The organism is Staphylococcus sp. 2S1, from assembly GCF_046721335.1.
GTDB classification, from domain to species: domain Bacteria; phylum Bacillota; class Bacilli; order Staphylococcales; family Staphylococcaceae; genus Staphylococcus; species Staphylococcus equorum_A.
Window position 1 is genome coordinate 2,331,498 of sequence record NZ_JBEUUJ010000003.1, and the last position, 15,260, is coordinate 2,346,757.

8 protein-coding genes, 1 other RNA gene and 6 pseudogenes are annotated in these 15,260 nt (G+C 33.4%); 2 read left to right on the forward strand and 13 right to left on the reverse strand.

Going from position 1 to position 15,260, the window contains the following annotated elements:
* Positions 1-15 precede the first annotated feature (15 nt).
* A complete protein-coding gene (locus tag ABLV90_RS12190; RefSeq protein WP_176721510.1) occupies positions 16-156 on the reverse strand; it encodes a hypothetical protein in 141 nt (46 codons plus the stop codon).
* A 92-nt stretch (positions 157-248) separates the two neighbouring features.
* Here ABLV90_RS12190 and ABLV90_RS12195 point away from each other — a divergent pair.
* Positions 249-1,248: pseudogene (locus ABLV90_RS12195) on the forward strand (LLM class flavin-dependent oxidoreductase).
* Positions 1,249-1,334: 86 nt separating this feature from the next.
* Here the strand turns inward: ABLV90_RS12195 and ABLV90_RS12200 are convergent.
* The 3 genes from ABLV90_RS12200 to cymR form a co-directional block, all read right to left on the reverse strand.
* Positions 1,335-1,499, reverse strand: a complete 165-nt coding sequence (locus ABLV90_RS12200; protein ID WP_176721511.1) for a hypothetical protein — start codon at positions 1,497-1,499, stop codon at positions 1,335-1,337.
* Between the two features lie 36 nt (positions 1,500-1,535).
* Positions 1,536-1,718, reverse strand: a complete 183-nt coding sequence (locus ABLV90_RS12205; RefSeq protein ID WP_002507428.1) for a CsbD family protein — start codon at positions 1,716-1,718, stop codon at positions 1,536-1,538.
* A 136-nt stretch (positions 1,719-1,854) separates the two neighbouring features.
* Entirely contained in the window at positions 1,855-2,274 is a 420-nt protein-coding gene (cymR, locus tag ABLV90_RS12210; protein ID WP_460872697.1) for a cysteine metabolism transcriptional regulator CymR, read from the reverse strand.
* Between the two features lie 86 nt (positions 2,275-2,360).
* Here cymR and ABLV90_RS12215 point away from each other — a divergent pair.
* A pseudogene (locus ABLV90_RS12215) lies at positions 2,361-3,642 on the forward strand (replication-associated recombination protein A).
* 91 nt (positions 3,643-3,733) lie between these two features.
* Here the strand turns inward: ABLV90_RS12215 and ABLV90_RS12220 are convergent.
* From ABLV90_RS12220 to recJ, 9 genes and pseudogenes are all read right to left on the reverse strand, one after another.
* Positions 3,734-4,505: pseudogene (locus ABLV90_RS12220) on the reverse strand (ThiF family adenylyltransferase).
* Positions 4,506-4,670: 165 nt separating this feature from the next.
* Positions 4,671-4,860, reverse strand: a non-coding RNA gene (gene ssrS, locus ABLV90_RS12225) — 6S RNA.
* 63 nt (positions 4,861-4,923) lie between these two features.
* Positions 4,924-6,689 (reverse strand): annotated as a pseudogene (gene aspS, locus ABLV90_RS12230) (aspartate--tRNA ligase).
* Positions 6,690-6,700: 11 nt separating this feature from the next.
* On the reverse strand, positions 6,701-7,963 hold the full coding sequence (hisS, locus tag ABLV90_RS12235) for a histidine--tRNA ligase (RefSeq protein ID WP_460872698.1): 1,263 nt from the start codon (positions 7,961-7,963) through the stop codon (positions 6,701-6,703).
* Positions 7,964-8,293: 330 nt separating this feature from the next.
* A pseudogene (locus ABLV90_RS12240) lies at positions 8,294-9,167 on the reverse strand (N-acetylmuramoyl-L-alanine amidase).
* A complete protein-coding gene (gene dtd / locus ABLV90_RS12245) occupies positions 9,164-9,616 on the reverse strand; it encodes a D-aminoacyl-tRNA deacylase (RefSeq protein WP_427704298.1) in 453 nt (150 codons plus the stop codon). Before dtd ends, ABLV90_RS12240 begins: the two are co-directional and overlap by 4 nt.
* A 13-nt stretch (positions 9,617-9,629) precedes the next feature.
* Positions 9,630-11,819, reverse strand: a complete 2,190-nt coding sequence (locus tag ABLV90_RS12250) for a RelA/SpoT family protein (protein ID WP_460872699.1) — start codon at positions 11,817-11,819, stop codon at positions 9,630-9,632.
* 366 nt (positions 11,820-12,185) lie between these two features.
* Positions 12,186-12,704: an adenine phosphoribosyltransferase gene (locus tag ABLV90_RS12255; RefSeq protein ID WP_021339119.1), complete on the reverse strand. Its 519-nt coding sequence runs from the start codon at positions 12,702-12,704 to the stop codon at positions 12,186-12,188.
* Between the two features lie 12 nt (positions 12,705-12,716).
* Positions 12,717-14,998, reverse strand: a pseudogene (gene recJ, locus ABLV90_RS12260) (single-stranded-DNA-specific exonuclease RecJ).
* Positions 14,999-15,260: the final 262 nt, after the last annotated feature.

Genomic DNA, 15,260 nt, shown 5'->3' on the forward strand with positions numbered 1-15,260 from the left:
AATCTATGCGGTTGCTTAATAATAGCTTATATTATTTACGACATGGTCATATCCTGTAACTTTTTCATTTAAATGTAGTTTTGTTAATTTATTCTCTTGATATTTATCCAATGTCTTCATCGCCTTAATTAAGCCACCTAACGTTTTTAATTTCACTCATTATAACAGTGAGCAGTTTCTTACGCAAGTTTTATAGCGACTGTTATACTTCAAGGTAATAACAATCATTAAGGAGGACAACGATAAACATGTACAATTTAAAATTATCAGCGCTTAATCTTGTACCTATTCGAGAAGGAGAAGATGATCAAGCCGCAATTAAAGATATGGTCAAATTAGCTCAAAATTTAGAAACGTTAGATTATAATCGCTATTGGATTGCAGAACATCATAATGCCCCAAACTTAGTAAGTTCTGCTACTGCTTTGTTAATCCAACATACATTAGAGCACACATCTAAAATCCGAGTGGGTTCAGGTGGTATTATGTTACCAAATCATGCACCATTAGTAGTTGCCGAACAGTTTGGTACGATGGAAACAATATTTCCAGAACGTGTAGATTTAGGTTTAGGACGTGCACCTGGCACTGATATGATGACAGCTAGTGCCTTACGTAGAGATCAACATAATGGTGTTTATGAATTCCCAGAAGAAGTTGAGCAACTCGCTACATATTTTGGTCCTGGTAATCAACAAGCATATGTGCGAGCTTATCCCGCTGTAGATAAACATGTACCACTTTATATCCTAGGTTCATCTACTGACTCTGCCCATTTAGCGAGCACGAAAAGGACTTCCTTATGTATTTGCTGGTCATTTTGCACCACAACAAATGAAAGATGCAATTGAAATATATAAAGATTTATTTGAACCTTCTGATGAACTTAGCAAACCCTATGTCATCGTTTGTTTAAATGCCATTGTTGTTGATACGGATGAACAAGCTGAATACTTATCAACAACTCAAGCACAAGTAATGGTTAGTATAACTAGAGGTAGAATGCAACCACTTCAACCACCTACTGATGATTTAAAAGGTATTTTAACACCGACTGAATTTGAAGTTGCGCAACAACGTATGGTCTCTTCACTTATCGGCTCAGAAGAAACTGTAAAAAATAAAATTAAAACCTTTATAGATGAGCATGGCGATATTGATGAATTAATGGCTATCAGCTATATTTATGATCAAGAAGCTCAACTTGATTCTTATCGTAAACTTAAAAATGTAATAGATACGCTGTAAAATTCAAGTTAATGAAACGTTAAAATCCCAATCTACAAATTTGTAGATTGGGATTTTAGTTATTTACAAAATAAATTTAGCGAAGACTATTTTTCGTCTTTTTTATCTTCATCTTTTTTATCATCACTGCCACCAGTGAATTTATCAATTTGTTCTGAAGCTTGTTGTGCTTTTTCGTTATCAGAACCTTTTAATTTTTCAGATACAGTTTTTGCAGTGTCTTTTGCTTTGTCTAAGAAATTTTCAGCCATAGTAATTACTCCTTTGAAAGTTAATTAAAACTTAAATTATTTTTTGAATTTATCAATAGCATCATTTGCTTTATCTTTTGCATTTTCTACAAATTCTTTAGCTTTACCGGAAGTTTTATCTTCCTTGCCTTCATTTTCTAAGTCTTTATTGTCAGTTACGTTACCGACTGTTTCTTTCACATTACCTTTTGCTTGTTCGAATTTATTTTCATCTGCCATGTAAATTACCTCCTTAGCAATGTATATAAGTTAAATACCACTAATCATTGTGTCTAAACATGATAAATAAAATAAATCCAATATTTTCTTTAAAAGAAATCATTGTGAACTATAAATTTATAAATTATAGTTAAATTTAAATATAAAACATATAACCGTCTAAATCATCAGTTTCTTTAAAATCAGCTAGATATTGTAAAGTTGTATTATCAAGTACCTCTCTTACAGCATCTCTCATTCTAATCCAAAGTTCTTTTTGTGCAGGTGGCTCTGATTCAATACTTTCTACAAATGTAATCGGACCTTCTAATAAACGTATAATATCACCAGCTGTTATTTCTTCCGTCGGTACTCTTAATTGGTAACCGCCTTTTGCACCACGAACACTTCGAATTAATCCAGCATTCCGTAAAGGACCGACTAATTGCTCTAGATATAGATCACTTAAATTATTTTCTTCTGCTATAGATTTTAATGATACGCACCCTTGTCCTTGTTTTTTAGCTAGGGAAATCATTAATGTTAACCCATATCTTCCTTTTGTTGAAATTTTCATTATATTACCTCACTTAATTCGAATACTATATATTAACATTCTATCATTTTTTACGTTAATATAGAATTAGAAAGGTGTGACAGATTGTGACGAACGAACCACTTGCATCGAGAATGCGTCCGAATAACATAGATGAAATTATTTCTCAAAAACATTTAGTAGGTCCAAAAGGGATTATTAGAAGAATGGTTGAAACGAAAAGATTATCTTCAATGATATTTTTTGGCCCTCCCGGTATAGGTAAAACAAGTATTGCAAAAGCGATATCTGGTAGTACGCAATTCAAGTTTCGACAACTCAATGCTGTAACTAATACCAAAAAAGATATGCAGTTGATTGTTGAAGAAGCAAAAATGTCTGGACAAGTAATTCTACTATTAGATGAAATACACCGTTTAGATAAAGCCAAACAAGACTTTTTACTGCCACACTTAGAAAATGGAAAAATTGTATTAATTGGCGCGACAACATCTAATCCTTACCATGCAATTAATCCTGCTATACGTTCGAGAGCTCAAATTTTCGAATTATACCCATTAGATGACGATGATGTCAGAGTCTCATTAGAGAGAGCAATCAATGATGCTGAACGTGGGCTCGCTACTTACAACCCTATTGTTGATGACGAAGCAATGACTTATTTTACTACACAAAGTCAAGGCGATGTAAGAAGTGCACTCAATGCTTTGGAATTGGCTGTATTAAGTTCTAAAGTGACTGATGACAATAGATATATCACACTAGACGATGCTAAAGATTGTTTGCAAAAAGGGGCTTTTGTAAGTGATAAAGATGGAGATATGCACTACGATGTGATGAGTGCATTTCAAAAATCAATTAGAGGTAGCGATGTCAATGCTCGCATTACATTACCTAGCACGTTTAATCGAAGCTGGAGATTTACCAACAATCGTTCGACGTTTGTTAGTGATTAGTTTTGAAGATGTTGGATTAGCGTCACCAACGAGCTGGTCAACGTACATTAGCGAGCAATAGAATCAGCTGAGCGTCTAGGTTTCCCAGAGGCTAGAATTCCTTTAAGCCAAGCTGTAATAGAACTTTGTTTATCACCAAAATCTAACTCAGGTATTTCAGCTATTGATGCTTGCCTTATCAGATATACGTAAGGGGCATGTTGGTCAGATTCCTGACCACTTAAAAGATGGTCATTATGCAGGTGCTAAAGAATTAGGTCGTGCAATCGGTTATAAATATCCGCATAGTTATGAGAGCGGCTTCGTTTCACAACAATATTTACCCGATAAACTTAAAAATAGAATTTATTATGAGCCCAAAACAACTTCTAAAAGCGAACAACAATTTAAGTCTGTTTATGACAATATTAACCATTCACAAAAAAAGAAATAAAATGTATTATAAATCACTACAATCAATAAAAGGTAGCTCTCCAAAACGGAAAGCTACCTTTTTAAAATAGTTATTGATGACTGAGCATTTTTTATTTTTTGTCTTTAATACGCGTAACAGGAATGTCTTTTAGAATATCATTAATTACATAACCCGCACTGATTAATCCAACTACACTAGGTACAAAAGCATTTGAAGATGGTGGCATTTGTCCTTTTCTCGTTGGTGCATTAGCATCCCCCACTGTATCCTTAACATCTTCTCTAATTACAATTGGACTTTCATCTGAAAAAACAACAGGTATGCCTTTATGAATGCCTAATTTTTTTAATTTACGTCTTATAATTTTAGCCATAGGATCTGTATGTGTTTTAGAAATATCTGCCACTTCAAAACGTGTTGGATCTATTTTATTGGCGAGCACCCATGCTTGAAATCACGGAAATCCCTCTATCTAAACACTCTTTCATTAAGTGTACTTTATAAATGATTGTATCACTTGCATCTACAAAATAATCGATATCATATTCACTGAACAATGCTTCATAAGTCTCTTCCGTATAAAACATATGCAATGAAGTCACTTTACAATCAGGGTTAATTAATTTAATACGATCCTCCATCAAAGTCACTTTACTTTGTCCGATTGTAGAGGTAAGCGCATGCAATTGACGATTGACGTTAGTGATATCAACATCATCTTTATCAATAAGAATGATATGACCAATATTTGTACGTGCCAAAGCTTCAGCGACAAATGAACCAACACCACCTACGCCTAGCACAACAACTGTCTTTTCTTTTAATAATTCCAAGCCTTCTTGACCATAGGCTAATTCATTTCTAGAAAATTGATGTCTCATCTAAATACTCCTTATTATTATTAATATGCTATAACAAAACTATTATAACATTATCATATATTTATATTTACAAAATGCATTATTTATCTTACATTATTTGAAATCGTAGCATTCACATTTTAAATTTCAGCAAAAAAAATACGCAAGACCGAAGTCTTGCGTACGATAGAGTCCGTTAGTGCCGTAGTTATAAAGTGCTTGATCATTCGGCCTGCTTATAACAGGTGGGTGCCCTGTTTCTTGTTTTGCAAGTCCTCCTTTGAGGCGTGTGCGTCGCAAGAAAACCCATTGGGCTCCCGGATCAAAGAGTGTTAGGCCCAAATATGAAGCAAACTTACGAACACTTCAGATGACTATCTTATGTGAACATCATAACACATAATCTCAAATTAGCAAGAATTAAAACTTCTTGCGCTAATTAATGACGAATACGTAATGAAAGTTCTTCTAATTGATTTTCTGATACTTCACTTGGTGCATCTGTTAATAGACATGTCGCAGATGCAGTTTTAGGAAAGGCAATTGTATCACGTAAGTTTGTACGATTCGTTAATAACATAACTAAACGGTCTAATCCTAATGCGATGCCGCCATGTGGTGGTGCACCATATTTAAAGGCATCTAGTAAGAAACCAAATTGTTCTCTTGCTTGTTCGTCTGTGAAACCTAAAACTTCGAACATTTTAGCTTGTAAATCAGCATCATGAATTCTGATAGAACCTCCGCCTAATTCATAACCATTCAAAACAACATCATATGCATTGGCTTGAACATTCTCAGGCTCAGTGCTTAATTTTTCAATATCTTCTTGTTTTGGTGAAGTGAATGGATGATGAGCCGCAGTATAGCGTTTAACATCTTCATCATATTCAAGTAATGGCCAATCTGTAACCCATAAGAAATTCAATTTCGTTTCATCAATCATGTTTAACTCTTTCGCAAGTTTAAGACGTAAAGCGCCTAAACTTTGTGCAACAACACTTGGTTTATCTGCTACGAATAACACCAAGTCACCGCTTGCGCTCCAGTTAGTGATTGTAACTTTTCAACATGATCATTTTCAAAGAATTTAGCGATTGGTCCATTTAAACCATCATCTACAACTTTTACCCATGCCAAGCCTTTAGCACCATAGATATTTACAAATTCTGTTAAAGCATCTATGTCTTTTCTTGTATATTTATCAGAAGCACCTTCAGCTACAATTGCCTTAACTTGACCATCTTTATTGATAGCATCTTTGAATACTTTAAAGTCCATAATTTCACCAAGTTCTGAAACATTGATTAATTCCATGCCAAAACGTGTATCTGGTTTATCTGAACCATAACGACTCATAGCGTCGTTATATGTCATTCTTGGGAATGGACGTGGTACTTCAACGTCTTTCACATCTTTAACAACATTTTGTAACATTTCTTCGCCCATATCCATCACATCTTCTTGATCTACGAAGCTCATTTCAATATCCACTTGAGTGAATTCTGGTTGACGATCAGCACGTAAATCTTCATCACGGAAACATTTAACAATTTGATAATATTTGTCAAAACCACTAATCATTAATAATTGTTTGAATATTTGGGGTGATTGAGGTAATGCATAAAATTCGCCACCATGCACACGTGATGGTACTAAATAGTCACGGGCACCCTCTGGCGTTGATTTATTTAATACGGGTGTTTCTATATCATAAAAACCTTCTTGGTCTAAGTATTGTCTAATAGAACGTGTTGTTTGGTGTCTCATTTTAAATGTTTGTGCTAACTCTTGGCGTCGTAAATCAAGATATCTATATTTTAATCTGATATTTTCGTCAACATTTTGATTTTCTTCATTTAATGCAAATGGAGGCGTCTCAGATTTATTGATAATTTGGATATCTGAAACTTGTACTTCAACCTGGCCAGTTTCAATTTTTGGGTTTACCGTTTGAGGATCACGTTGCTTAACTATCCCTTTAACTTCTACCACGTATTCTGATCTAACAGTTTCTGCAATTTGTAATGCTTCTGCTGAAAAATCTGGGTTAAATACGATTTGAACATAACCTTCACGGTCACGTAAATCAACAAAAATTAAGCCACCTAAATCTCTACGGTTGTGTACCCAACCTTTTAATGTTACTTCTTGGTCTAATAACGACTCTGTTACTAAACCACAGTATGTTGTACGTTTACTCATGATATCTCTCCTTAATTTTTGAAATAATTAACCATTTCATCTAATTTAATAGTTTCAGTTTCACCTGACTCCATATTTTTTACATTTATTTTATTTTCTTCTAGCTCTTGTTCACCTACGACTATTGTATATCGCGCATTTAATCTATCTGCTTGCTTCATTTGGCCCTTAACTTTACGTTGTAAATAATCTTTATCTGCTTTCACACCATTTTTACGTAAATCATTTAATAGTTTCACAGCATAACGGTCCGCTTTATCGCCCATTGTTACAATAAATAAATCAAATTCATGATTGGCATTAAGTTCAATTTGTTCTTCCTCTAGTGCAAGTAACAATCTTTCAATACTTAACGCAAACCCTATACCAGTCTGGCTTGGTCCATCTAATAATTCTAATAAACCATTATATCGTCCGCCACCACACAGTGTAGTAATCGCACCATCATAATTAGGGTTATCCATCATTAACTCGAAAGCAGTATGTGTATAATAATCCAATCCTCTAACTAAATTCGGATCTTCTACGTACGGAATACCTAAATCATCTAAATGTTGTTTTACTTCTGCGTAATAAGCTTTTGATGATTCATTTAAAAATTCTGTAATACTTGGAGCTGTTTTTATTTCTTCTTTGTCTTTATCGATTTTACAATCTAAAATTCTCATTGGATTTGTGTGTAATCGTGATTGACAATCACTACAAAAATGTTCGATTACAGGTTCAAAATGATTCACAAGTGCATCATTATATTCTTTACGAGAATTTATATCACCTATACTATTAATAACAAGTTTTAAGTGCTTCAATCCAAATGACTGATAAATATGCATTGCCATTGCTAGTACTTCTGCATCTACACCTGGATTTTCAGCACCAATAGCTTCTACACCAAACTGAGTGAATTGGCGATATCTCCCTTTTTGTTTTCGTTCATAACGAAACATTGGTCCGTTATAATATAATTTAATAGGTTGATTCGGAATACCTTGCATTTTATTTTCTATATATGAACGCACAACTGTCGCTGTACCCTCTGGACGTAATGTGATATTTCTGTCGCCTTTATCTTTAAAGGTATACATTTCTTTTTGAACAACATCCGTTGAACCACCTACACCACGCGCAAATAATTCAGTACTTTCAAAAATTGGTGTACGAATTTCTTCGTAATTATACAATTCCATGAGTTGATCTAACTTTGCTTCAATATAACGCCATTTCTTTGTTTCCTCTGGTAAAATATCTTGAGTCCCTCTAGGTATATTTATCATAGAACCTCTCCTTTTAAGCAATAAAAAAACCCTTGCATGACTAATAGTCATACAAGGGACGAATTTCCGTGTTGCCACCCTAATTGGTTATAAATATTTAAATTTATAACCCACTTCATACGAATAACGTTCGTTACACGGCTTTATTTTTAAAGCACCTCTTCTTGTGTTAAATTTCTAAATTACTAAGCATAATTTTTCAGCCAGGAATTATGTCTCTTCGCATTGTTTAAATGCTACCATTTCGTTTAGAACTTTCAAGAATTATAGCGGTTTTAATATAGAATTCATATTTAATAATAACGAGTTTACGACTAATATGCAACCTTTTTATTCTGAGAAGTATGCACGTAGTCCATCAACAACTGCTTTTTCTACAATTTGTCGATGTAATTGGTCTCTAATCATATCTTCATCTGTAGGATTACTAATATAACCTAATTCTAATAATACTGCTGGTACATCTGTTTGTCTCAATACTTGGAAGTTTTCTTGTCGTGCGCCTTTATTTGTTAATAATGCTTTCTTTTGTAGGCTCGCACTCAATGTCTCTGCTAATGCTTTTTGATTTTTCTTAAACCAATAAACGGTACTACCATTTGCTTTAGCTGATTTTAATGAATCATTATGTATACTAATATAAGCATCACCTTTAATATTTCTATCGCTAAGACTGACATATTCATCTGAACTACGTGTCATATTCACTGTTGCACCTTCTTTTTCTAAAAGTGCTTTAAGCTCTTGAGCGGTTTTTAAAGTGTATACTTTCTCTTTACTATGTTTATTTGTATTACTTGATGCCCCCTGATCACGTCCACCGTGACCAGGATCAAGTACAATTATTTTATCTTTTAAAGGTTTAGCATTTTTGTTAGCGTCTGCTTGAATATTTAAATTCGTATGCCAACCAGACCACCCAGCCTTTTTCATTGTTACCGGATTCTACTTCAATCCACTTACCAGATTCGCCAATTTTATGGAAGTTTTGTCCCTTTTTGATTGAATTAATTTCTGGATAAACAGCGTTAGGTCCAGTTCTTAATTCTGCATCTTCAGTAATATAAATCGTACTACTGTTTTCATCATTATGATTTAAGAAAGCAATAATCGTAATAATGAAAATGACAAATGCTACTGCGACAATAAATGTGGGGATATTTCTAAGATTATGTTTTTCTAACCAAGTATCGAGTTTTTTCATACTATTTTGCCATCCTGACTTTCATAAATCACTGTTACAGGTCCATCATTAGCAATATTCACTAACATATCCGTACCAAATTCGCCTGTTAACACGTTTATTCCATAAGAACGTAATGCATCGTTAAATATTTCATAATATTCATTTGCCTGTTCTGGAGGCATAGAATGAGAAAATCCTGGTCTGTTCCCTTTTCTAACATCTGCATACAATGTAAATTGTGATATAGATAAGATTTCACCTTCTACTTGTTGAATATTTAAGTTAAGCTTGCCATCATTATCTTCAAATAACCGTGCATTCACAATTTTTTTTGCTAATGCAGAAATATCGGCCTCTGTAGATGCTTTACCAACACCAACAAATAGGCAATATCCTCTTTTTATTTTATTTTCTATATTTTCATTAGAAACCGAAGCTTCCTTTACTCTTTGTACGACTATTTTCATGTATGTTGCACCTCTAATTCCAAACTCTTGTGACAGTATATACATCGCCGAGTTGTTTAATCTTGTCTACAACTTGGTAAACTTCATTAACATTTTTTACCATAACACTAATATTAATCACAGCATTTTTATCTATATCTGACTTGCCAGATACTTTCACTAAATTACTTTTAGTTGAATTTACAGCTTGTAATACTTCATTTAAAAGCCCATTTCTATCATAAGCAGAAACTTCTAAATCTACTTGATAACGTTGAGTGGCATCTTTAGAACGTACCCATTCTACGTGAATCAAACGGTCTTTTTCACTTTTAATATTAGGACAATCTGTTCTATGTACTTTAATGCCATGCCCTTTAGTGATATAACCAACAATATCATCACCTGGGATTGGATTACAACATTTTGATAATTTGATTAAGACATTTTCAATACCTTCAACATAAACGCCACTATCCGTTGTAATGTCATCTTTAATAGGTACTGATTTAGAAATTTCTTGTGCCGAATTCAATGCTTTTTGCTTATCTTGAATACGTTGCTTTTCAGTTAATTTATTCACTATTTGTAAGGCTGTTACCCCTCCAAAACCAACTGCGGCAAATAAGTCATCATCGTTAGCAAAATTATATTTATTATTTACTACGGCGATATTTTCCTCATTTAATACCGTGTCTACTCTAAAACCTTGATCTTTGATTTCCGCTTCAATCATAAATTTACCCTTTTCAATGTTTGAAGAACGGTCTTGTTTTTTAAAGAAACTGCGAATTTTACTTTTAGCACTTGATGATTTAACAATTTTCAACCAATCTCTACTTGGACCATAAGAATGTTTACTTGTTCTAATTTCAACAATATCTCCAGTCTGCAAGACATAATCTATAGGTTCAATTTTACCGTTTACTTTTGAACCTATCATTTTATTACCTACTTCACTATGAACTGCATATGCAAAATCAATAGGAACTGCACCGTAAGGTAATTCTACAACGTCACTTTCTGGCGTAAACGCATATACTTTGTCACTTTGTAAATCAAATTTAAGTGTTTCCATAAATTCTTCAGCATCTGACGTAGTATTGTCTGTTTCTGCAAACTCTTTAATCCAATTTAACTTTTTATTAAAGTTTTGTGCTTTCTCTGTTACTTTCTTACCTTCTTTATATGCCCAGTGCGCCGCTACACCATGTTCAGCGATTTCATGCATTTCAGAAGTTCTAATTTGTATTTCAAGTGGATCGCCGTTTGGACCAACAACCGTTGTATGTAATGACTGATACATATTTTGTTTTGGCATCGCAATATAATCCTTAAATCTACCAGGCATCGGTTTCCAAAGCGTGTGTACTAAGCCCAGTACAGCATAACAATCATTGATAGAATTCACGATAATTCTAACAGCTAACAAATCGAAAATTTGATCAAACTGTTTCTTTTGTTTAACCATTTTTCTATATATACTATATATGTGTTTAGGTCGACCATTGATTTCCCCAACAATATTCATGCTAGACATATCTGCTTGTATACGATTTATAGCATTTTGAATGTAATCTTCTCTTTCACTACGTTTTTTCTTCATTAAATTAACAATTCTGAAATATTGAACGCTATCAATGTATCTAAGCGCTGTATCTTCCAATTCCCATTTAATAGTATTGATACCTAATCTATGAGCCAAAGGTGCATAGATTTCGAGCGTCTCTTTAGAAATTCTAATTTGTTTTTCTCTTGGCATCGGTTTGATTGTTCTCATATTATGTAAACGATCTGCCAATTTAACTAAAATCACACGTACATCTTTAGCAATTGCGATAAATAGTTTTCGATGATTCTCCGCTTGTTGTTCTTCTTTTGAACGATATTTCACTTTTTTTAATTTTGTTACACCTTCTACAATAACTGCAATTTCTTCATTGAACATACCTTGAACATCATCAAATGTATATGGTGTATCCTCGATTACGTCATGTAAAAACCCCGCAACAATTGTTGGTCCATCTAAATGCATTTCAGTTAATATGCCGACAACTTGAATTGGATGCATTATGTATGGTAAACCATTTTTTCGAAATTGACCTTCATGTGCCTCATAAGCAATATGATAACTTTTCAACACATATTCATAGTCTTCTTTTGACAAATATGATTTGGCTTTGGATAGTACTTCATCAGCACTATATGGATATTCATTGTTCACTTAAGACACCCCCATACTAAATATTAATCGCTATTAGATACCCAGTATTATATTCCGTTAGTTTTATCTAATCTTATTTAACTACGATTGTAACGTATTTTCATTTTATTAGGTCAAATTTTGTATAATAGTTATATGATACTACATGTTATTAAATAAATAAATGAGTTCATGTGAGTATTGGGGAAATAAAGTTTATTTTTAAATATTATATAGTGTGTTCAAGTGAATGATATTCATAACAAAGTCTCAGATAACTACCCACAATACAACCTATTGTAATAAATTGGATATATTTTAAATTAAAAAAAGAAGCCAGGACATAAATACATGTCTGAGCTTCTTTTGTTATATTACTTTTATATTTTATTCGTCGTATGAGATTAAACTCATTACGTCGTAATCTTCTATTTTTTCAATACCGTTAAGATATTTAAGTTCAATGATAAATGCAATACCTACAACGATGCCACCTAATTGTTCAACAAGTTTAATTGCCGCTTCAATCGTTCCACCTGTAGCTAATAAGTCATCCGTAATCAGCACACGTTGACCTGGTTTAAGCGCATCTTTATGCATTGTTAACACGTTTGTACCATATTCTAAGTCATATTCATAACGAATTACTTCTCTTGGCAATTTACCTTCTTTTCTAACTGGCGCAAAACCAATACCCATTGAATACGCTACTGGACAACCTATGATAAAGCCACGTGCTTCAGGTCCAACTATAACATCTACATCACGGTCTTTAGCATAATGAACAATTTGATCTGTAGCATAACCAAATGCTTCACCGTTATCCATAATTGTTGTAATATCTTTAAAGTTAACTCCAGGCTTTGGCCAATCTTCTACTTCCGACACATACTGTTTTAAATCCATTCAAACTTCCTCCTATTTATCTACCAGTTCAGACTTAATCCATTGCTTTAAATTATTAAAATCTTCATAAAGCAACATTTTTTCAACTTCAATTCTTTCTAAACGACCTTGATAATACTTACTCGATTCAATGGCTTTCTTAGTAGAGTCGCTATTTATCTTAATTATACCATTTTCATCTTTGATAAACTCTAAATCTAGGAAAACTTTCAAGATGAATTTAAGCATACTAGACTGTATATTTAAGTATTGGCAAAGTTGCATTCCATCTTTAGCTAAATTAGTTTCCTTTTTCATAGCTAACGCTTTAAAGCATTGTTTGAACGTTTCCATTTTTGGCATGCCTTCGAAATAAATCGAGCGTTCATGATTTAAAACAAGATAAATTTGTGAAACTTCTACGGTTTTCAAAGTATCTTTGATTTCTTGTATAGAAGCAGGCAAATCACGAAAAACATATTTATCATAATTTTGCTGAATTTCATCACCATAAAAGTAATAATTTTCGCCTAGTTTTTCACTTTTTTTATGAATAAGGTAAGCTACATCCGTTGAATTTTGCTCAAAGCCACTCACTTTACTTTTACTTCGATAATCAAGAATTTGTAAATTATTACTTGATAAGTCTTGTATCATGAATTGAGGTGATTGAAAACCATTCCATTCATTAATTTGCAATGTACCAATACAATTAATTGGTTGTTGTTCCCCTAATTCTTTAACAAGGTGCCCATTTTGCCAAAAGATAGCCTGTAATTGACTTTCACCCATTACGAGTTTGAGATGTTTCTGTTCTTGGCCAATCCCTTTTGCTTGATTGACAATGACATCTTGTAATTCAAAGCATGGACTAGAAAAGTCTGTGCCAAAAGGACGTAATCTTTGAATATCTTGAATGTTTTTTATTGTAATATCAGCTTCTGAAATTTTAACGTCTACTTTTTTACGTGGCTCAAGTGATGTTGTTTCAGCAAGTTGAGTCATCCAATCATTTAATTCTTGTCTCAGTGTTTCAATGTGTTCTATTGGCATCGTCACACCTGCAGCCATATGATGACCGCCAAATTTTGATATTAAATCACCATGTGCATTCAAAACTTCGAACATTGAGACTTGCGCTATACTACGAGCTGAGCCTTTTGCATGGCCTTGCGCCTCATCGATATTTAATATAAGCGTTGGTAAACTATACGTTTCTACAACTTTAGATGCCACGATGCCTAAAACACCTTCATGCCAATTGGGTTCAGCTAATAATAAGAATTTAGCGCCTTGTTGTACTTGTGCTTCAGCTACTTGTAATGCTTCTTCAGAAATTTGTGCAACGATATCTTTACGTTCTTGATTAAAGAATTCGACCTGTTCAGCTAGAAAATCTGCTTCTTCATCTGTTTCAGCCATTAATAATTCTGCGACAAGCGCGAGCATCTTCTAGTCTACCTACTGCGTTTAAACGAGGGCCGATGATAAAACCGATTGTTTCTTCATTAATTTCATCACTGTAACCAGACTTGTTTTAAAATCGCCCTTATAGATGGTGGACAATGATTGTTAAGAACTTCTAATCCTTTTTGAACTAAAGTTCGATTTTCATCCGTTAAAGAGACTAAATCAGCAATTGTTCCTATAGCAACTAAGCCAAGGAAATATGCAGGTGGTTCATCCAATAAATTCTGTGCTAATTTATAAGCTACGCCAGCACCACATAAGTATTTGAATGGGTAATCAAATTCCGGATGCATTGGATGCACAATTGCATAGGCATTAGGCATCGTTCTACCAATTTCATGATGGTCTGTCACAATCACATCAACGCCTAAATCTTGTACCATTTGTATTTCTTCATGGCCTTGTATGCCATTATCTACAGTAATAATGAGTGAAATCTCTTCTTCATAAGCATTTTTAAACGCCATTTCATTTGGGCCGTAACCTTCAGAGAAACGATTCGGTATATACCAACCTACGTGTGCGCCTAACTCTTTTAACGTATTTACGAGTATAGTTGTAGACGTTACACCATCTGCATCATAATCACCATATACTAAAATCTTTTGATTTTGGTCTATCGCCAAATTAATGCGTTCGACAGCTTTAGTCATATCGCTCATTAACAATGGATCATGTGTGACTTGAGTGCCTTTTAACAAATCATCAATTGATGGTTTATCAGTTAAACCTTTACTTTCTAAGATTTTCTTTACAATAGGAGTTAGCTTTAATTCTGATGAAACTTCCTCTGTAATCTCAGTTTCTGGTGCGTTAACATCCCAAGTATACTTGGATTTAATCATACTATTCTCCCTCATTTCCACAAGCAATTATACAAAAGATATTCGAAAATAAAAAGTACTTACATTTAAACAAGACTTTCTATTATATTTATAAAACGAATACCATGTTTTTAAAAAATTCACAAATACATCTTAACATGAAAAGTAATCTACTTTAGCTTATTAACTATAATTCGTATTTAAAATTACTTTATTTGTTAATACCTTTTAAAATCATAAAAAAACAGCCCGAATTTTTAATTCGAGCTGTTTCACTTTATTT